This window comes from Novosphingobium sp., from assembly GCF_965229225.1.
In the GTDB taxonomy this organism is placed as follows: Bacteria; Pseudomonadota; Alphaproteobacteria; order Sphingomonadales; family Sphingomonadaceae; genus Novosphingobium.
On record NZ_OZ245867.1, the window covers coordinates 226,827 to 245,030 of the forward strand.

Below are 18,204 nucleotides of genomic sequence, written 5' to 3' on the forward strand. Positions count from 1 at the left end.
ATGCCCCGATCTCCGTCCCTTGTCCGCCGCCTCGCTGCGATTGCCCTGCTGCTGGGTCTTGCTGGTTCGGCAGTGCTGGCGGGCCACGCCTTGATCAGCACCGCCATGGCGAGCGCCCCTGCGGCTCCTCGCGTTGCCGCTGCTCCTGCCGCGCCCGTGCTGGTCGAGCTCTACCAGAGCGAGGGCTGCTCCAGCTGCCCGCCCGCCGAGGCCTGGCTCAATGGCATTGCAGACCGCCCCAACGTGATCCCCCTCGCGTTCGAGGTGACCTACTGGGATTACCTTGGCTGGAAGGACCGGTTCGCCAGTCCCGCCTATACCCAGCGTCAGCGCGATTTCGCGGCGCGTTCGCCAAGCCACGAGGTGGCGACGCCGCAGTTCTGGATCAACGGCCAGCAGAGTGTGAGCGGTGCCAACCCGCGCGCGGTGGAAGCCGCAATCGCTTCGGTCAGGACAACCGCACCGGTGCCGAGCGTTGGCGCAGGCAGCGTGACGATTGCGAAGGGCGCTGCTCCCGCGCGCCCAGCTGATGTCTGGCTGGTGCGCTACGATCCGCGCACGATCGAGGTGCCGATCAAGGCGGGTGAGAATGGCGGTCGCACCCTGCCGCACCGGAACCTCGTGCGCGAACTCACCCGGCTTGGCGCATGGAGCGGCGGGGCAGTGCGCTTTGCCTATCCGCCCGCGACCGGCGGGCTGCGCAGCGCTGTGTTCCTGCAGGATGGCCGTGGCGGCGCGGTGCTGAGCGCGGGGAGCGACGCGCAATAGGTCTGCCAGGCTGGGCGAGGGCGGTACGGAAGACCGGCTATCGTCGGGCCAAGGAATTGTGCCTGCCCCTTGGCGGGCTGCTTGGGCAGGGATGATGCTGGCGGCAAATAGCGCCCGTGAAGCAAAGAGGTCCTGCATGATCGAACTCCCCGAGACGTTCCCCGAGACCGGTATCGGCGAAGAGGCGGTGCTCGATCTGCTGGGTGCGGCGGCGATGACGCGGGCCGCCGATCTCGCCGCGCCCGATGCGCTGGCGCATATGGACCCGCCCTCCGCTCCGGTGGCTGCGCGGATGGCCTATTTCGTCGCGCAGGCCAACCAGAACATGCTGCATCCGGCGACCAGCCCTTTCGCCACTCTGGCCGAGGCGCGCGTGCTGGAGTGGATCGCGCCGGCGTTCGGCATGGCATGGGGGCAGATCTGCAGCGGATCGACGCTGGCCAACCTGACCGCGCTCTGGGCGGCACGCGAGGCGGGAGCGCGCATGGTGGTTGCATCGGCCGAGGCGCATATCTCGGTGCCCAAGGCGGCGCGGATCCTTGGTTTGGAGTATCACCCCGTGCCGGTTGGCGATGATGGCCGCCTGATCCGCGCGGGGCTTCCCGATCTTGCCGATGCGGCGCTGGTGTTGACGGCAGGGACAACCGGGCGCGGGGTGATCGATGATCTGACCTCGGTTCCGGCCAGGTGGCTTCATGTCGACGCGGCCTGGGCCGGGCCGCTGCAACTCACGTCGTATCGGGACCGGCTGGCGGGCATCGAAGCGGCGGACAGCATCGCGATCTCCGCGCACAAGTGGTTCTTCCAGCCCAAGGGCGCGGCGCTTGCGCTGTTCCGATCGGAGGCGGCGCGGGCCTCGATCACGTTCACTTCGTCGTACCTAGCGCGGCCCAACAGCGGGGTGGAAGGCACGCGCAGCGCGGCGGCGCTGCCGCTGCTCGCGACCTTGCTGGCATGGGGCCGCGAGGGGTTGGCGCAGCGGATCGAGCGTTGCATGACGATCACCGAGGAGCTTGCGCAGCGTCTCGACGCCGATCCGCGCACGGTGCTGAAGCATTGGCCGGAAAGCGGGGTGCTCAATTGGCGTCCGCTGGAAGGAGATGCGGCGGCCGTGATCGCCGCTCTTGATGGCACGAGTTCAGCCTTCACCATCGGCGAGACCGTGTGGGTGCGGCAGGTCGCGGCCAATCCCCATGCCGATGTTGATGCGATCTGGGCGCGGATCTGCGCAGCGCTGGGCTGAGCGCAGCCGGAGTTTTACGAGTGCGGCGCGATGACGATGCTTACGTCCGGCTCCGAAAAGGACTAGGCCCGTCGGCATGACACTGCTGCCCGGAACCGACTTTCTCGAAACGGAGCGGCTAATCCTGCGCCGCATGACCGAGGACGATCTCGGCTTCCTCATCGCCATCCACGCCGATCCCGATGTGGCGCGCTATATCGGATCGGGCATGCCGCGCACATCTGCCGAGACCGAGCAGTGGTTGGCCGATGTGCTGCACGGCTATGCCCATGCCAGCCTCGGCCCCCTGCAGGTAACGCGCAAGGCCGACGGCAAGCGCCTCGGGCGATCCGGGCTGAGCGACGGCGTGCTCGAAGCGGATCCGCGACCGGGTCTTCTGCGCCGGATGTGGTTCTTCCGCACACATGTGCCGGAAGGGGTGGCGTTCGAGAAGCAGCCTGAACTAGGCTATACCTTCGCGCGCGAGAACTGGGGGCAGGGCTATGCTTCGGAAGCCGCGCGCGCAGTCTGGACTTATGCGCAGGAGCATCTCGCCCATCCCGCGATCATGTCCGTGATCCACGCGGATAACGCGGCCTCGCGCTCCGTCGCACTCAAGTTCGGCGTGCGCTACGCTGACGATGTCGACATGAACGGGCGCGTTTATCAGCGCTTTCTCTGGCCGGTATCCGCACGTGGCTGACGGAAAGGGGCCCATGCCGCGCTGGCGGCATGGGCCCCTTCCATTCGAGCGTTGGAGTGCTCGGGATCAGAACTTGGCGCCAAGCTCCACACCGATCATGCGGCGTGCGCCGGGCGAGATGAACGAACCGCCGAACTCGATCGCGGGGATCACTTCGGCGAGGTACTTCTTGTCGGTCGCGTTGTTGGCGAAGACCGCGATGCTGTAGCGATCGGTCTGCAGCGCGGCGCGCAGGTTGAGCACGCCGAAGGTGTTGCGGCGGGCGACGTCGTACTTGGCATCGCCGACCACAGCCGGGAGCTGCAGCGCGGAAATCGGCAGGAGGCCCGAGAACAGCGTCGGCGCGGTCTGGTTCTGCACGGTCGAGAACCAGGTCGGGCCGGTCACGCGGTAATCGGCGCGGGCGATGAAGCGCACGCCATCGCTGATCGGCTGCTCGATCTCGCCGCCCAGGTTGATCGTGTAGTCGGCGGTATAGGGCGACTTGTTGCCGATCGTGTTCGGGCGCGCCGAGTTCTTCTTGATCTCGCTATCGGTGTAGTTGACCGAGCCGAACAGCTTGACCCCGCGCACGGGCTTGACCGCGACGTTGAGCTCGACGCCCTTGAGATCGACCTTGTCGATGTTCGAGACCACGCGCAGCAGGCCGAAGCTGCCGACGAAGAACTCGAAGAACTGCATGCCGTGGACCTGGGTGTAGTAGCCCGCCAGATCGAACGTCAGCTTGCCATCGAGCAGGTTGCCTTTGAGGCCCGCTTCCCACGCGCTCGACCATTCCTTGCCGTACTGGTCGTTGATGTTCACGTTGGCGTTGATGAACTGCTTGAAGTTGGCGTTGACGACCGCAGCCGAGCCCTGGTTGTTGAAGCCGCCCGATTTGAAGCCGATGCCCCAGTTGGCATAGAGGTTGAGTTCCGGGATCGGCTTGTAGCTGAGCGTGACCTTGGGTTCGAACTGCTTGAAGGTCGCCGCCTTGTCGGTCACCGGACCGAAGGCCTGGCCGGGGTTGATCGGGCCGCCGGTGAAGGGGTCGGTTGCGGTCGGCACAAGGCTCGAGGACCGGCGACGCTCGATGTCGTAGCGCAAGGCGACGCCCGCCTCGAACTTCTCCGAAGGCTTGTATTCGACGCTGCCGAACGCGGCGTAGACGTTGGTCTTGAACTTGTCGGCCAGCAGCAGCGAGGTGGGGTTGGCGCTATCCGGCGCGTTGTAGAGCTGCTTGATCACGCCCTTGCCGGTATCGGCGCCCAGGCTCACGCCGGTCGAGCGGTCGATGTGCAGATAGTAGGCACCGATCTGCCACGTGATCGGGCCACCGGGCTCGCCGATCAGGCGCCACTCGGTGGAAATGTCCTTCTGCGTGCGGACCTGGTATTGCGTGCCGTCGCAGGTCGTCGGGCTGTAGGGGCCGAAGGTCGAGCCATTGGCCGGTGCGAAGATGAAGGGCACCGGGATCGCGCCGATGAAGCCGGGCTGGTTGACCGGGAAGCCGGTGTTGGCGGCGGTGCTGGCGAAGCACGCATTGACGGCAGGCTGGGCCGCCGGGTTCACCGCGCTGATATAGCGGGCGAAGTCCGCCGAGGTGCCGTCAGCGACGAGGTCCTGATCGACGTTCGAGTAAAGCACCCAGCCGACGAGCTTGAGGCCATCGGCAAGCTGCTTGTCGAGTTTGGCCGAGAAATCGAAGCTGTTCTGGTCGTTGGTGGCGCGGATGTTCGGGTAGAAGCGGAATTCGTGGCTGTTGACGTTCTCGTAGAACTTCGGGTTCACCGCCGCAAAGTTGGGCAGGTGGAACGAGGCGTTGAACGGAAGCGAAGCACCGCGGAACTGGGCGTAGCGTGCCTTGAGATCGATCTGGGTGTCGGTGCCCTTGCCGATCAGCACGCGGCCATCGATCGACCAGTCTTCCTTGTCGGCGATGGTCTTGCTGCCATCGCGCTCGTTGCGCCAGAAACCGTCCGTCTTGTAGTAGGTTCCCGCGAGCACGAAGCCGGCGTTCTCGCCCAGCGGGCCGGCGATGTGCGCGGCGCCGTCGAAAGTGTTCTGCTCGGCATAAGAAGCGCGCACCGCGCCGGTCAGCGTGTCGGTGGGCTTGATCGTCTGCAGCACGATGGCGCCGGCCGCCGCGTTGCGACCGTAGATTGCGCCCTGCGGACCCTTGAGCAATTCGACCTGGCTGAGCGTGCCCTGGCGCTGGTTGAGCTGCGCGGTGTTGGTCTTGAGAATGCCGTCGACGACGAGCGCGACCGAGCTTTCCGCGTCGCGCGCGCCGTTGATGCCGCGGATGTTGATCTGGGTGTCACCCGCCTCTGCGGTGCCGGTCACGATCGTGACGCCGGGGGTCAGGTTCGTGAAGTCCGCTGCGCGGGTCGAGCCGGTGTTGGCCAGCGTCGCTGCGGTCAGTACCGAGACCGAGGCCGGAACATCCTGCAGCCGCTCATTCTGGCGGCGGGCGGTGACGATGATCGCGCCTTCCTCGGCGGGGGCGGGCGTATCGGCGGCCTGCGCCTGCGGTTCGCTCTGCGCGAAGGCCGGAGTGACGGCGAAGGCAAGGCCTGCGACGGAAGCCGAAAGGAGGCTGGCGGTGTTCAGCCATTGCGAGATGCGCATCGGTGGTACTCCCTGTCAGTATGATCGCCGTTTTCGGCTGCCGTGTTCTTGATCGTGCCCCCATGGCATTCACGGCTTGATAGGCGACATGGATATTGTATACAAATGCCATCGGTCAAGCCGATTGGTTGCAGAAATCTTGGGAGCCTCAATGTCGCGCGCCTCTGATCGTGCATACAGCGCGATCCGGAACATGATTCTTTCTGGAGAGCTCCCCGCCGGCGCGCAGCTGGGCGAGGAAGCGCTCGCGGAAATGTGCGGGGTTTCCCGCACCCCGGTGCGCGAGGCGCTGCGCCGTCTGGAGGCCGATATGCTGGTCGGCCGCACCGATACGCAGCGCACGTTCGTGGCGGATTGGTCGATCGACGACGTGGCCGATGCCTTTGAATTGCGGGCGATGCTGGAGGCCCGCGCGGCACGGCGCGCGGCAGAGCGGATGACCGAGGCCGCGCTGGCCCGAATCAGGGCGGCGAATCGGATTCTTTCGGCAGCGATCCAGCATCCCTTACCGGACGTCGCCGGGTTCCTTGACGGGAACCGCGAGTTCCACGCGATCATCCTCGAAGTGGCGGGTTCGCGGCGTCTGGCTGCCCTTTTGGGTACGCTGATCGAGCAGCCTGTCGTGCTGCGCACTGCGCGGCAATACTCGCGTGAGGAGCTGCGCCGCTCGCATGCCGAACACGAGGAACTGACGGCCGCTTTTGCGCGGCGGGACGGGGCCTGGGCCGAGGCGATCATGACCAGCCATATCCTGCGCGCCTACCATGCCTACGCCGATGCGCACCGGGCCCGTCTCGATGCCGGAATGACTCAGGAAGCGGCCGAGTAAATGTATACAAATTCAATCGAAATGGTCGAAGTCAGCCCCCGCGACGGGCTGCAGAACGAGAAGGCCATGGTGAGCACAGCGGACAAGCTCGCGCTTATCGACCGGGCGCTTGCGGCCGGCGCGCGCCGGATCGAGGTGGCGAGTTTCGTGAACCCCAAGGCCGTGCCGCAGATGGCCGATGCCGAAGCGGTCTGCGCCGGTCTGCCGGTGCGCGGCGACGTGACCTACATCGGCCTCGTGATGAACGCGCGCGGTGCAGATCGCGCGTTGGCGACGGGGCGCATCGACCAGTTGGGCGCGGTCTCCGTGGCGACGGATACCTTTGCGATGGCCAACCAGGGCCAGACTTCGGACGGCTCGATCGAGGCGGCCAAGGGCATCATCAATGCGGCGCGCAACGCGGGCAAATTCGGGCAAGTGACGATTGCGGCGGCGTTCGGCTGCCCGTTCGAGGGTGAAGTGGCCGAAGCGCGCGTGCTCGCCATGGCCGAAGCGCTCGCTGCCGCCACGCCGGTCGAGATCGCGTTGGCGGACACGATCGGGGTCGCCAATCCGGCGCATGTGACCCGGCTCGTGACGGCGGTACGCGAACTGGTCGCTCCGATCCCGGTACGCGTGCACTTCCACAACACGCGCGGCACCGGGCTCGCCAATGTCTGGGCAGCGGTAGAAGCCGGGGCGCGGACTGTAGACGCTTCGATCGGCGGGCTCGGCGGCTGCCCCTTCGCGCCTGGCGCGGCGGGCAACGTTTCGACCGAAGACGTCGTCTATATGCTCGAACGCGCCGGGGTGCGCACCGGGCTCGATCTTTCCGCGCTCATTGCCACCAACCACTGGTTGGCCGAGGTGATGGGGCGCACTTTGCCGGGCATGGTTGCCAGAGCGCCGGCGTTTCCGAAACAGCTTCAAGAGGGATAAGGCATGGGTTACCGTCTTGGTGTCGACGTTGGCGGCACGTTTACCGATCTGCTGCTGTTCGATACGTCGAGCGGCGCGTTCTGGCGGCACAAGACGCCGTCGACGCCGCACGACAGTTCCGAGGGCATCCTCAATGGCGTGACGTCGATCTGCGCCAAGGCCGGTATCACCACCGGCGATATCGACTATTTCCTCCACGGGACCACGGTCGCGACGAATGCCGTGCTTGAAGGCAAAGGTTCGCGCGTCGGCCTCGTAACGACCGAAGGCTATCGCCATATCCTCCAGATCGCGCGCAGCTTCGTGCCGGGCGGTCTGGCAGGCTGGATCATCTGGCCCAAGCCGACGCCGCTCGCCGCGCTGGAAGACACCGTGACGGTGAAGGGCCGCATTGATGCCGAGGGCAACGAAGTGCGCCCGCTCGATGATGCCGATATCCGCACGCAGCTTGGCCTGCTCAAGGCGCAGGGCGTGGAGGCGGTGACGGTGAGCCTGATCAACGCCTATGTGAGCGGCGCGCATGAAGTGCGGGTGGGCGAACTGGCGGCGGAAATCCTCCCCGGTGTGCCGGTTTCGCTGAGCCATCAGGTGCTCCCCGAAATGCAGGAGTACGAGCGTACGCTGACGACTGTCGCCAATGCGGCGGTGCGTCCGGTGGTGGGGCGCTATGTTTCCAACCTGCGTGACCGCCTCGCGGCCGAGGGCATGACCGGCAAGCTCTCGCTGCTGCGCTCGGACGGCGGGTTGATGTCTGCCCAGAAGGCCGAGGAGCATCCGGTCAACATCCTCATGTCCGGCCCTGCGGGCGGCGTGACGGGTGCGATCTGGGTCGGGCGCAATGCGGGTATCCGCAATATCCTGACGCTGGACGTTGGCGGCACCTCGACCGACGTGGCGCTGATCGAAAACCTCGAGCCGCGCCGCCAGCGCACGACCGAGGTGGGCCACCTTTCGGTCCGTGCCTCGGCGCTCGATGTGAAGACGGTGGGCGCGGGTGGCGGCTCGATTGCCTATGTTCCAGAACTGACCAAGGCTCTTCGGGTAGGCCCGCAATCTGCAGGCGCGGTGCCGGGGCCGGCGGCTTATGGCAAGGGCGGCGAATTGCCGACCGTGACCGACGCCAATGTCGTGCTCGGCTATCTTCCCGAGAACCTCCTTGGCGGCACCTTCCGGCTCGACCGCGAGGCTTCGACCAAGGCGGTGCAGACCATCGCCGACGCGCTGGGTATCGACCTGATGGCGGCAGCGCGCGGGATCATCGATATCGTCAACGAGAACATGTTCGGCGCGCTGCGCATGATCTCCGTGCAGCAGGGCTACGATCCGCGCCACTTCGCGCTGATGGGCTTCGGCGGGGCGGGTCCGCTGCATGTCAATGCCATTGCCCGTCTGCTCGGCGCATGGCCCGCGGTTTCGCCCGTTTCGCCGGGCGTGCTCTGCGCGCTGGGCGATGCGACAACGCGGATGCGCACCGAGACGGCGCGCAGCTTCTCGCGTCTCGCCACGCAGACCGAGGCGAGCGAGTTGATCGCGATTCTCGCCGAAATGGCAGCGCAGACGCGCGGCGAGTTGCTCTCTGACGGCGTACCCGAGGACGAGATCACCACGGAGTTCGAAGTCGACGTCCGCTATGCCGGTCAGGCCTTCGAAGTGCCGCTGACGATCTCGGCAGACGTGCTGGAAGCAGACGGCATTGCCGGGATCCTCGCGCGCTTCGATGCCGAGCATAAGCGCCTCTTCACCTTCAACATGGACACCCCGCACGAGATCGTGAATCTGCGCGCTGTCGCGCTCGGCCGCGCGCTCGATCTGCCGGCGGCCGAACTGCCCAAGGGTGACGGCAACCCGGCGGCGGCGAAGATGCGGGACCACACGCTGTGGATGGACGGGCGCGAGCAGGCCGCAGTGATCTATGATCGCGCCTTGCTGCGCGCCGGGGACGTGATCCCCGGGCCGGCCATCGTCTGCGAGATGGACTCCACCACGCTCATCGAAAGCGGCTGCGTCGGTACGGTCGATGCTGTCGGCAACATCCTGATCAATCTGGCCTGAGGAATAGCGACATGCCCGCAACCATCGTCCAGACGAACCCCGTCCCCTTCAACCGCGTTCCCATTGATCCGGTGACGCTCGACATCATCGAAAACGCGCTGCGCAATGCGCGCATCGAGATGGACGCGACGCTCGTGCGCACCGCGATGTCACCCGGCATCCGCGAGCAGGGCGACGCCTTCCCGCTGATCGCCGATCACACCGGAAAGATGATCGTCGGCCAGTTCGGCAGCTTTATCGGCGGTTTTCTCGACAACTTCGAGGGCACGCTCGAGGACGGCGACATGATTTTCCTGTCCGATCCCTATTCGGTCGATGGCGCGATCAGCCACTCGAACGATTGGCTGGTGCTGCTTCCGGTGTTCAAGGATGGGCGGCTGATCGCCTACACCTCGATGTTCGGCCACCAGAGCGACATCGGCGGCAAGGTCGTCGGCTCGATGCCGATCAATGCGCGCTCGATCTTCGAGGAAGGCGTGCGCATTCCGCCGGTGAAAATCTGGAAGAAGGGCGAATACAACGACGACCTGATGAAGCTCGTCATGCACCAGACCCGCAAGCCCGACTGGTGCCAGGCCGACCTCAACGCGCTGATCGCAGCCTGCCGGGTTGCCTCGCGCCGGGTCGTCGAGATGGCCGAGCGCTTTGGCGATGACGTTTATGTCTCGGCCACGCAGGACCTGCTGGCGCGCAACCACCGCGCGATGCAGGCGCTGATCGGCATGGCGATTGCCGAGGAGCCGGTGAGCTTCGAGGACTACATCTGCGACGATGGCATGGGCTACGGTCCCTACAAGATCAAATGCACGATGTGGCGCGAAGATGGAAAGGTCGTGCTCGATTTTGCGGGCACCGATCCGCAGAGCCAGGCCTCGATCAACTTCTTCCTTAACGAGAACATGTTCAAGATGTTCTTCGGCATCTACATGATCATGGTCTTCGATCCGCAGATCCTGTTCAACGACGGGTTCTACGATCTGATCGACGTGCGCATTCCCGAAGGCAGCTTGCTCAAGCCGAAGTTCCCGGCTGCCCTTTCGGGCCGGACCCATGCGCTGGGGCGGATCTTCGACATTCTGGGGGGTCTGCTGGGCCAGAAAACGCCCGAGTTCCTCAATGCAGCCGGGTTCTCGTCTTCTCCGCACCTGTTTTATTCGGGCAACGATGCGCGGCCCGGCAAGAAGGGTGAGTGGTTCCAGCTGTTCCAGATCGGCTTCGGCGGCATTCCGGGCCGTCCGATGGGCGATGGGCCGGACGGCCACTCGCTCTGGCCGGGCTTCACCAACGTGCCCAACGAGTTCCTTGAACGCTACTTCCCGATGCGGATCGAGCGCTATGAATGCGCAGCGGACAGCGGCGGGGCGGGGCTCCACCGCGGCGGCAACGGCATCCACATGACCTACCGCTTCCTCAGCGCCGGGACGATCTCGATCCACGACGACCGCTGGTTCGTCCCGCCCTGGGGCGTGAACGGCGGCGAACCGGGCCAACGCGCGCGCAAGGTGCTCGAGCGCGCCGATGGTACGAGCGTGATCGTGGGCAACAAGGTAGAGGATGTTGAAGTCGAGGCTGGCGATCAGCTACACTTCATCACCTGGGGCGGCGGTGGTTGGGGTGACCCGCTGGCGCGCGATCCGGCGCTGGTTGGGCTTGAGATCACGCAGGGCCTCGTGACCGCTGAAGGTGCGCGGGACTATGGCGTGGTCGCCGACGCTGCGGGCGTGGTCGATACGGCTGCAACCGAAGCGCTGCGGGCCGAGCTGCGCGCAGGCCGGGGCGAGCTGCCGTTGTTCAACTATGGTCCGGGTATCGAGGCGCTGCGCAGCGCCTGCGAAAGCGAAACGGGCCTCGCCGCGCCGATCCAGCCCGTGTGGCCGCATCTGGAAGCGGCGGAGTAAGCCGTGATGAATGCAAGCGCATTGAACGACATCCGCGTCGTTGAGCTGGGCCAGCTGCTGGCCGGGCCGTTCTGCGGCCAGCTCTTGGGCGACATGGGCGCTGACGTGATCAAGGTCGAGCCGCCGCACGTGAACGGGAAGGGCGGCGGCGACCCGATGCGCGATTGGGGCCAAGGCGCGGAGAAAGTGCAGTGGGAAGTGATCGCGCGCAACAAGCGCTCGGTTTCGGCCAACTTGCGCATTCCCGAAGGTCAGGCGCTGGTGCGGCGGCTGATCCGCGAGGCCGACGTGCTGATCGAGAACTTCAAGCCGGGCACGCTTGAGAAGTGGGGCCTTGGCCCCGATGTGCTGCTGGCCGAGCAGCCGGGCCTTATCATCGCGCGGATGTCTGGCTATGGGCAGGACGGGCCCTATTCGGACCGCGCCGGCTTTGGTGGCATCGGCGAGGCGATGGGCGGTTGGCGCTACATCGTGGGCGAGCCGGACCGGCCGCCGAGCCGGATGGGCGTCTCCATCGGCGATACGCTGACCGCGACTTACGGGTGCATGGGCGTGCTGGCGGCGCTGCACGTGCGCGAGAAAACTGGCAAGGGGCAGGTGATCGACGCGGCGCTTTACGAAAGCGTGCTGCAGGTCATGGAAGGCCTCGTGCCGGAATACGACCGCATGGGCCTGATCCGCGAGCGCTCGGGCTCGATCCTCAAGGGCATTGCGCCGTCCAACGTCTATTCGTGCAAGGACGGCGAGTTCATGATCGGGGCGAACAAGGATTCGCTGTGGAAGCGGCTTGCCACAGTTATGGGGCAGCCCGAACTCGGCGATGATCCGCGCTTTGCGACGCACCTGGCGCGCGGGGCAAACCAGACCGAGATCGACAATCTGATCAATGACTGGACCCTGACCAAGACGGTCGATGAAGTCGATGCGCTGATGATCGAGGCGTCGATCCCGGCGGGCCGCGTCTACCGCGCACCGGATATGCTCGCCGATCCGCACTTCGAGGCGCGCGGCGCGATCATCGAGGTGGAGACCGAGCGGTTTGGCGCACTCAAGATGCAGGGCGCGTTCCCCAAGCTTTCGGGCACGCCAAGCGGTGTGCGCCGTCCGGCGCCCGCCACGGTCGGGCAGCACAATGCCGAGATCTATGGCGGGCTGCTGGGGATGAGCGAGGCGGAACTGGCCGCGCTTGCCGCAGGCGGCGTGATCTGATGGCGCGCGGCGAGGCTGACCTTTCCGGCAACTATGCGGGCGCGTTCGATGGCGCGCTGCCGTTCGGGACGCGCCCCGCTGTCATCGTGATCGATATGGTCGAGGCCTACCTGCAGCCCGGCTCACCGCTCTATGCCGGGGTCGAGGATGCCGTGGCTAGCGCGGTGCGGCTTGTTGCGGCAGCGAGGGAATGCGGCGCGCCGGTGATTTTCACCAACGTGGAATACCAGCCCGGCGGCGCGGATGGCGGGGTGTTCTTCCGCAAGGTGCCCGCGCTCAAGGTGTTCGAGAAGGGTTCGCCGTTGGGGGCCTTCCCGGCGCATTTGAGCCCGGTGGACGGTGATTTCGTCATCACAAAGCGCTATGCATCGGCCTTCTTTGCGACGCATCTGGCAGCGACGCTGACCTCGCTGGGCGTCGATACGCTGGTGATCGCCGGGGTCTCGACCTCGGGCTGCGTGCGGGCGACCGCGCTCGATGCGTGCCAGAACGGTTTTCTGCCTTTCGTGGTGCGCGATGCCTGCGGGGACCGGCATGCCGCGCCGCACGAGGCGAACCTGTTCGATCTTCAGGCCAAATATGCCGAAGTCGTCAGCGAGGCGCGTGCGCTCGAACTCATGGCGGCAACTGTCACGCGCTGATCGGCTCTACCAGCGGGGCGAGCAACCGGGCCAAGGCAGCGCAGTGCTCTTCGTCCACCCGCGCGCCGAGTGCGGTCTCGATGGCCTCGGCATAGATCGGCCACATCGCGGCGCGCATTGCGCGGCCTTCTATCGTGAGGTGCAGCAGATAGCCGCGTGCATCTTCGGCGCAGGGCACGCGGGTCAAGAGGCACGCCTTGACCATGCGATCGACGAGGCGGGACAAGGCATATTGCTCGGTCCCCAGTATGGCCTGCAAATCGCGCGGGCGCTGCGCACCGCCGCGCTCGATGGCGAGCAGCACATCGTACCATTCGGGCGGCGGCAGGCCGAGTGCGCGCAGGGTCGCGGCGCAATGCTGGCTGGCGAGATCGGCTGCGCGGAGCAGGCGGGTCCACGCAAGCAGGGTGGTTGCGGCCGGCATGGCCATGGCGGGCAAGCCTTTCGATGCGGGTGCATGGGAAATTCCATGCCGATGCATCGATAAAATGATGCGACTGCATGGGAATGTCCATGCAAGTGCAACTACTTAGCGTGGTCTCTAGCCGGGCTCGCCTTCCAGTTCCTGCGGTTCGGGGGCGGTGAGGATCCGGTCGCGGGCGACGCGGGGATCGCCGGCTTCGACCTGCAGGGCGAGGCGTTCGCTGTCGCGCGCGCGGAACAGCGTTTCGGCCCGCGTGATCGCCTCGTTGCTGAGGCCGGCATTGTCGAGCGCGGCGCGGGCCATGGCGATGGCGGATTCGAAAGTTTCGCGCATGATCAGCGTGACGGGGGCATCGCGCAGTTTGATCACCGCGCGGCGATCGAAGGCGCGGACGAAGACGGCGGCGCGCGGGAAAGCTTCGTGGACAGCGGCCAGCATTGCCGCATCGAGCTGGTCCCCGTCGATGCAGAAAAGGATCATTTCGGCTTCGGCAGCGCCCGCCTGCCGGAGCATGTCGATCCGCGTGCCGTCGCCGAAGTAGACCTTGGCTCCGAAGGTGCCGGCAACGTCAATCATCTCCACATCGGTATCGATCAGCGTGACGGTGATGCCGCCCGCCTGCAGCACCTGACCCACGGCCTGCCCGAAGCGGCCGTAGCCGACGATCAGCGCATTCGCGCCGTCGTTGCTGGGGCCTTCGCGGGTGGCGGCGGTCTTGGGCACGGGTTCGGCGCGGAAGCGGCGGGTAGCCATCATCAGGAACGGCGTGGTCGCCATCGAAAGGGTGACGACAGCGCCGAACAGGCTGGCCGCTTCCGGGGCGATCAGCAGGGCATGGCTCGCCTGTGTGAACAGCACAAAGCCGAATTCGCCGCCCTGGCTCAGCAGCAGGCCAAGCGCGAGCGCGCCGCGCCAGGGCACGCCGAACAGCCGCGCGAGGCCGAACATGACCGCGGCCTTCACCGTGATAAGCATCAGCGCCATCGAAATGACGAACAGCGGATCGCGCGCGATGGCGCCAAGATCGAGCATCATGCCGACCGCGAGGAAGAACAGCCCGAGGAGGATCGAACGGAACGGTTCGACGTCGGCTTCGAGTTCATGGCGGTAGGGGCTGTCGGCCAGCATGACCCCGGCAATGAAGGCACCGAGCGCAGTCGAAAGGCCAAGCAACTCCATCACCGCGCCCGCTGCCATCACGGTGAACAATGCGGCGACGATGAACATTTCGCGCTCGCCAAGATTGCCGATCAGGCGGAACAGCGGGCGGATGAGGAAGCGCCCCGCCGCCACGAGGCCCGCAATGGCCGCCACCGTTTCGAGCGCGAGCAGCCAGCCCGGCGGGCCGCCGAGATCGGCCGGATTGCGGCTCAGCGCGGTGATGATCGTGATCAGCGGGATGATCGAGAGATCCTGGAACAGCAGGATCGAAAAGGCGCGCTCGCCAAAGCGGGTCTTGAGGCGCCCGGACGATTGCAGCATCGGCAGGACCTGCGCGGTGGATGAAAGCGCCAGCGGCAGACCCAGCGCGAGCGCGGCGGCGGAGGAGAAGCTGGTCGTCAGCATGATCGCCCCGGCAAGGGCAAGCCCGCAGATCGAGACCTGCAGCAGGCCGAACCCAAGGATATCGCGCTTCATCTTCCACAGCTTGGAAGGATCGAGTTCCAGCCCGACCAGGAACAGCAGCAGCGTGATGCCAAGCTCGGCAAAGCCCAGCTTCTGCTCGGCATCGCCGACCATATTGAGCACGAACGGCCCCAGCATCGCGCCAGCGACCAGATAGCCCAGCGTCGCGCCGAGGCCGAGGCGGCGGAACAGCAGCACGAAGGCCAGCGCAAAGCCCAGCAGCAGGAAACCGTCGTGCATGATCGAGGCGGGGTGGGGAGAGGTCACCCACCGGTTGTCAGGCTTCGCGCTCTCAAGGTCAACAGTCCGTGCCGGTCCTAGTCTATTGACATTGATGTAGGCAGCGTGGTTCCTTGCGTCCGTTGATCACAAGGGAGAGATTCATGTCTGTTGCCGGCAAGTATGAATGCGTGACCCGTTCGCCGATGGGCGATCAAACCTCGATCCTTACCGTCGATGTCGACGGGGGCGGCTTCAGCGGCAGCAATTCCGGGCCGATGGGCAATATGGAGATTACCGGTGGCACGGTTGATGGTAACACCATCAGCTGGTCGAGCGACATCACCGTGCCGATGCCGATGAAGCTCGATTGCACCGCGACGATCGACGGCGATGCCCTGACCGGAACTGTGACCGCAGGCATGTTCGGCAGCTTCCCGATGACCGGCAAGCGCATCGGCTGAGAATGCCGGGGGGAGGGCACTGTCCTTCCCCCGCTTTGCCCTAGCGCGCGCGAATCCGCTTGAACGTGCCGGAGAACGCCAGCGCCGGCTCGCCGTCCGCAGTAATCAGGCCGCGCGCGAAGACCAGGCTGCGGCCGGCGCGGATCACTTCGCCGCGGGCTTCCAGCATCTGTCCCGCGCGCGCAGGCCCCACGAATTCGGCATTGAAGGTGACGGTGACGCCGCTCATCTCCTCGCCCGTCGCGCTGGCGATCATGAACAGCGAGAAATCGCCGAACGTCATCAAGCAGCCGCCGTGGATGCTGCCATGTGCGTTGCAGTTCTTCGCGCGCGGCCTGAATCCGGTCACTACCCCTTGTTCGTCGCGGCGGACATAAAACGGGCCGACATCATCCTCGAACGGATCGTTGCCCGCCCAGTGATACCATCCGGCCCAATCCGGATCGGTCGCGGGTTCCAGCTTTCCTGCAAATGGCGGCGTTTCGGTCGTCATGGAGTCGGTCTATCCGTACTGATGGCGTGCTTGCCCTAGGGAAGGAATTGGATTTCGGCCAGCATGAGCCGCCGGGACATGATCGGTTCGCGCGTGACAGCTCAGCGCGCCCGCCTTTCCTGACAGCCCACTGCGTAAACGTCCTGTGCCGGATTTGTGTTTTTCCGGTTGAATCGGCGGGATAAGTGTGATTCTGTCAAATTGATGAAACGCCGCAACACTTCCCTCAAGTTACCGCGCGAGAGCATGACGCAGACCTTTGCGCTCGTCGCGCTGCTGCTGCTGGGCGCGGTGGCGCTTGCCGGGCCGAGCGGCGTGCTGGCGTGGACCGAGAACGCCCGCCTGCTCGAGCAACGGCAGGCCGAGGTGAAGCAGCTCCAGGCCGAGCGTGACCGGCTCCGCAACCGGGTCAATCTCCTCGATCCGCGCCATGCCGATCCTGATCTGGTTGGCGAATTGCTGCGGTCGGATCTCAACGTGGCGCATCCGGACGAGATCGTCATCCAGCGCAAGTGATGCCATACGGCATCCCCAGCGCGAATCTCTCGGAGCACCACTGACCATGACCGTCCACCACGGACACGATGATGACGATCCGGTTGAGGACGGCAAGATCCCGGTCCCCGCGCATGTGCAAGATGCGATCCGCACGCTGATCCGCTGGTCGGGCGACGATCCGGAACGCGAAGGCCTGCTCGATACACCGCGCCGCGTGGCCCGTGCCTGGAAGGAATACTGCCAGGGCTATGCCGAGGATCCGGCATCGCACCTTGCACGCCAGTTCGAGGAAGTGGGCGGCTACAACGAACTCGTGCTGCTGAAGGACATTCCCTTCCAGTCGCATTGCGAGCACCATATGGCGCCGATCATCGGCAAGGCGGCGATTGCCTATCTGCCGCGCGACAAGGTGGTGGGAATTTCCAAGCTGGCGCGGGTGCTCAACGCTTATGCGCGGCGGCTGCAGATCCAGGAACGGCTGACTGCCGAAGTGGCCACCTGCATTTGGGACAATCTCAAGCCCCACGGCGTGGCGGTGGTGATCGAAGCACAGCACGGCTGCATGACCGGGCGCGGCGTGCGCACACCGGGCGTGGGCATGGTGACGAGCCGCATGATGGGTACGTTCCTTGAAGACAATCGCAGCCGCAAGGAAGTGCTCAGCCTGATGGGCTACTGACAGGCAAAGGATCGGCGGACATATGCAGGGATTTGCTAGACTGGCCGCCGTGTCACTTGCGCTTGCCGCACCCGCCGGATGGGCGGCACCGGCCATCCCGCCAGCGATCTACACCGATCCCCCCGCCGATCCGGCGCATCCGGCGCGGATGGAGGTGCTCCATATCCCGAGCGGCGGGGTGGAGATCAACGGCGTGGCTTATCTGGCCGCCGGGGCCGGACCGCACCCGACGGTCGTGATCTGCCACGGCCTTCCGGGCAACGAGAAGAACCTCGATCTGGCGCAGGCGCTGCGGCGGCAGGGCTGGAATGCGATCACGTTCAACTATCGTGGTTCGTGGGGAAGCCCGGGCGCTTTCCGCTTCGGCCAGAATCCGGAGGACGCCCGCGCGGTGCTGGCGTTCCTGCGGGTGCCCGCGAACGCCGTGCGTTTTGGCATCGACACCGCGCGGATGGCGATGGTCGGCCACTCGATGGGCGGGTGGGTTACGGCCTTGGCCGGTTCGCAGGAACCGGACCTGCGCGGCCTTGTGCTGATTTCTGCCGCCGATTTCGGGCATGTCGGCCAGATGCCGGATCTGGAACGGACCAAGCTGGTTGCTGACAACAGCGAAACGCTCAACAATTCGGTGCAGGCGCTCTCGGCCGAGCTCGCGGCGCATGCCAGTGAGTGGGATTACGTGAACCGTGCCGAGGCACTGAAGGCCATGCCGCTACTGGTGCTCACGTCGGACGATGGTCTTGCTACGGAAGGCGATGTGCTCGTTGCCGCCGTGCGCAAGGCAGGTGGCACCAAGGTCCAGGCTGCCCATGTCGCCACCGACCACGGCTGGTCCGACCACCGCATCGATCTTGAGGCGCGCGTGATCAGCTTCCTGGAGCCGCTGCTCGCGCCGGGCTGACTGGCGCACAGCAATCAAATATTACCAAGCAGTCGCTTTCTGCACATCGG

Annotated in this window: 17 protein-coding genes; 13 read left to right on the top strand and 4 right to left on the bottom strand. The window is 65.6% G+C overall.

The genetic code is table 11. The features are described 5' to 3' along the window. The 3 genes from ACO06X_RS00850 to ACO06X_RS00860 all read left to right on the top strand — a co-directional run bounded on the left by ACO06X_RS00850 (position 1) and on the right by ACO06X_RS00860 (position 2,693). Positions 1-768, top strand: coding sequence for a DUF1223 domain-containing protein (locus tag ACO06X_RS00850; protein ID WP_421838140.1), 768 nt, complete (start codon positions 1-3; stop codon positions 766-768). Positions 769-904: 136 nt separating this feature from the next. After that, the gene (locus tag ACO06X_RS00855) at positions 905-2,011 is read left to right on the top strand and encodes a pyridoxal phosphate-dependent decarboxylase family protein (RefSeq protein WP_421838141.1); all 1,107 of its coding nucleotides are present in this window, start codon (positions 905-907) and stop codon (positions 2,009-2,011) included. A gap of 76 nt (positions 2,012-2,087) precedes the next feature. Then, positions 2,088-2,693 carry a GNAT family N-acetyltransferase gene (locus tag ACO06X_RS00860; protein WP_421838142.1) on the top strand — a complete coding sequence of 202 codons (606 nt, stop codon included), beginning with the start codon at positions 2,088-2,090 and terminating at the stop codon, positions 2,691-2,693. A gap of 66 nt (positions 2,694-2,759) precedes the next feature. Here ACO06X_RS00860 and ACO06X_RS00865 read toward each other — a convergent pair whose 3' ends face one another. Further along, positions 2,760-5,303, bottom strand: coding sequence for a TonB-dependent receptor (locus tag ACO06X_RS00865; RefSeq protein ID WP_421838143.1), 2,544 nt, complete (start codon positions 5,301-5,303; stop codon positions 2,760-2,762). Positions 5,304-5,454: 151 nt separating this feature from the next. Here ACO06X_RS00865 and ACO06X_RS00870 point away from each other — a divergent pair, with 151 nt between their 5' ends. From ACO06X_RS00870 to ACO06X_RS00895, 6 genes are read left to right on the top strand one after another with little or no spacing between them, the layout of a single operon-like run. After that, positions 5,455-6,132 (top strand): GntR family transcriptional regulator, encoded by a 678-nt coding sequence (locus ACO06X_RS00870; RefSeq protein WP_421838144.1) that lies wholly within the window; start codon positions 5,455-5,457, stop codon positions 6,130-6,132. Then, a complete protein-coding gene (locus ACO06X_RS00875; protein WP_421838145.1) occupies positions 6,133-7,050 on the top strand; it encodes a hydroxymethylglutaryl-CoA lyase in 918 nt (305 codons plus the stop codon). Between the two features lie 3 nt (positions 7,051-7,053). Next, on the top strand, positions 7,054-9,102 hold the full coding sequence (locus tag ACO06X_RS00880) for a hydantoinase/oxoprolinase family protein (RefSeq protein ID WP_421838146.1): 2,049 nt from the start codon (positions 7,054-7,056) through the stop codon (positions 9,100-9,102). Between the two features lie 11 nt (positions 9,103-9,113). Next, complete coding sequence (locus tag ACO06X_RS00885) at positions 9,114-11,000, top strand: hydantoinase B/oxoprolinase family protein (protein ID WP_421838147.1); 1,887 nt, start codon at positions 9,114-9,116, stop codon at positions 10,998-11,000. 6 nt (positions 11,001-11,006) lie between these two features. Further along, a complete protein-coding gene (locus ACO06X_RS00890; RefSeq protein ID WP_421839963.1) occupies positions 11,007-12,209 on the top strand; it encodes a CaiB/BaiF CoA transferase family protein in 1,203 nt (400 codons plus the stop codon). Then, the gene (locus ACO06X_RS00895) at positions 12,209-12,850 is read left to right on the top strand and encodes an N-carbamoylsarcosine amidohydrolase (protein WP_421838148.1); all 642 of its coding nucleotides are present in this window, start codon (positions 12,209-12,211) and stop codon (positions 12,848-12,850) included. Before ACO06X_RS00890 ends, ACO06X_RS00895 begins: the two co-directional genes overlap by 1 nt. Here the strand turns inward: ACO06X_RS00895 and ACO06X_RS00900 are convergent. Next, positions 12,840-13,280 carry a MarR family winged helix-turn-helix transcriptional regulator gene (locus ACO06X_RS00900; protein WP_421838149.1) on the bottom strand — a complete coding sequence of 147 codons (441 nt, stop codon included), beginning with the start codon at positions 13,278-13,280 and terminating at the stop codon, positions 12,840-12,842. The two genes, ACO06X_RS00895 and ACO06X_RS00900, sit on opposite strands and share 11 nt — an antisense overlap. 111 nt (positions 13,281-13,391) lie before the next feature. Beyond that, on the bottom strand, positions 13,392-15,140 hold the full coding sequence (locus ACO06X_RS00905; RefSeq protein WP_421839964.1) for a cation:proton antiporter: 1,749 nt from the start codon (positions 15,138-15,140) through the stop codon (positions 13,392-13,394). A gap of 143 nt (positions 15,141-15,283) precedes the next feature. On the opposite strand from ACO06X_RS00905, the gene ACO06X_RS00910 reads away from it, so the two are divergent. Next, positions 15,284-15,583 (top strand): hypothetical protein, encoded by a 300-nt coding sequence (locus ACO06X_RS00910; protein ID WP_421838150.1) that lies wholly within the window; start codon positions 15,284-15,286, stop codon positions 15,581-15,583. Positions 15,584-15,623: 40 nt separating this feature from the next. Here the strand turns inward: ACO06X_RS00910 and ACO06X_RS00915 are convergent, their stop codons facing one another. Next, the gene (locus ACO06X_RS00915; protein ID WP_421838151.1) at positions 15,624-16,076 is read right to left on the bottom strand and encodes a PaaI family thioesterase; all 453 of its coding nucleotides are present in this window, start codon (positions 16,074-16,076) and stop codon (positions 15,624-15,626) included. A 246-nt stretch (positions 16,077-16,322) separates the two neighbouring features. Here ACO06X_RS00915 and ACO06X_RS00920 point away from each other — a divergent pair, with 246 nt between their 5' ends. From ACO06X_RS00920 to ACO06X_RS00930, 3 genes are read left to right on the top strand one after another with little or no spacing between them, the layout of a single operon-like run. Further along, positions 16,323-16,592 (top strand): FtsB family cell division protein, encoded by a 270-nt coding sequence (locus ACO06X_RS00920; protein WP_421838152.1) that lies wholly within the window; start codon positions 16,323-16,325, stop codon positions 16,590-16,592. Positions 16,593-16,638: 46 nt separating this feature from the next. After that, on the top strand, positions 16,639-17,253 hold the full coding sequence (gene folE, locus ACO06X_RS00925; RefSeq protein WP_421838153.1) for a GTP cyclohydrolase I FolE: 615 nt from the start codon (positions 16,639-16,641) through the stop codon (positions 17,251-17,253). 49 nt (positions 17,254-17,302) lie between these two features. Beyond that, entirely contained in the window at positions 17,303-18,154 is an 852-nt protein-coding gene (locus ACO06X_RS00930) for an alpha/beta hydrolase family protein (RefSeq protein WP_421838154.1), read from the top strand. The last annotated feature ends 50 nt before the right edge of the window (positions 18,155-18,204 follow it).

Coding starts and splice junctions, on each gene's coding strand:
- ACO06X_RS00850 (WP_421838140.1), top strand. CDS start 1: ATGCCCCGATCTCCGTCCCTTGTCCGCCGCCTCGCTGCGATTGCCCTG.
- ACO06X_RS00855 (WP_421838141.1), top strand. CDS start 905: ATGATCGAACTCCCCGAGACGTTCCCCGAGACCGGTATCGGCGAAGAG.
- ACO06X_RS00860 (WP_421838142.1), top strand. CDS start 2,088: ATGACACTGCTGCCCGGAACCGACTTTCTCGAAACGGAGCGGCTAATC.
- ACO06X_RS00865 (WP_421838143.1), bottom strand. CDS start 5,303: ATGCGCATCTCGCAATGGCTGAACACCGCCAGCCTCCTTTCGGCTTCC.
- ACO06X_RS00870 (WP_421838144.1), top strand. CDS start 5,455: ATGTCGCGCGCCTCTGATCGTGCATACAGCGCGATCCGGAACATGATT.
- ACO06X_RS00875 (WP_421838145.1), top strand. CDS start 6,133: ATGTATACAAATTCAATCGAAATGGTCGAAGTCAGCCCCCGCGACGGG.
- ACO06X_RS00880 (WP_421838146.1), top strand. CDS start 7,054: ATGGGTTACCGTCTTGGTGTCGACGTTGGCGGCACGTTTACCGATCTG.
- ACO06X_RS00885 (WP_421838147.1), top strand. CDS start 9,114: ATGCCCGCAACCATCGTCCAGACGAACCCCGTCCCCTTCAACCGCGTT.
- ACO06X_RS00890 (WP_421839963.1), top strand. CDS start 11,007: ATGAATGCAAGCGCATTGAACGACATCCGCGTCGTTGAGCTGGGCCAG.
- ACO06X_RS00895 (WP_421838148.1), top strand. CDS start 12,209: ATGGCGCGCGGCGAGGCTGACCTTTCCGGCAACTATGCGGGCGCGTTC.
- ACO06X_RS00900 (WP_421838149.1), bottom strand. CDS start 13,280: ATGGCCATGCCGGCCGCAACCACCCTGCTTGCGTGGACCCGCCTGCTC.
- ACO06X_RS00905 (WP_421839964.1), bottom strand. CDS start 15,140: ATGCACGACGGTTTCCTGCTGCTGGGCTTTGCGCTGGCCTTCGTGCTG.
- ACO06X_RS00910 (WP_421838150.1), top strand. CDS start 15,284: ATGTCTGTTGCCGGCAAGTATGAATGCGTGACCCGTTCGCCGATGGGC.
- ACO06X_RS00915 (WP_421838151.1), bottom strand. CDS start 16,076: ATGACGACCGAAACGCCGCCATTTGCAGGAAAGCTGGAACCCGCGACC.
- ACO06X_RS00920 (WP_421838152.1), top strand. CDS start 16,323: ATGACGCAGACCTTTGCGCTCGTCGCGCTGCTGCTGCTGGGCGCGGTG.
- folE (WP_421838153.1), top strand. CDS start 16,639: ATGACCGTCCACCACGGACACGATGATGACGATCCGGTTGAGGACGGC.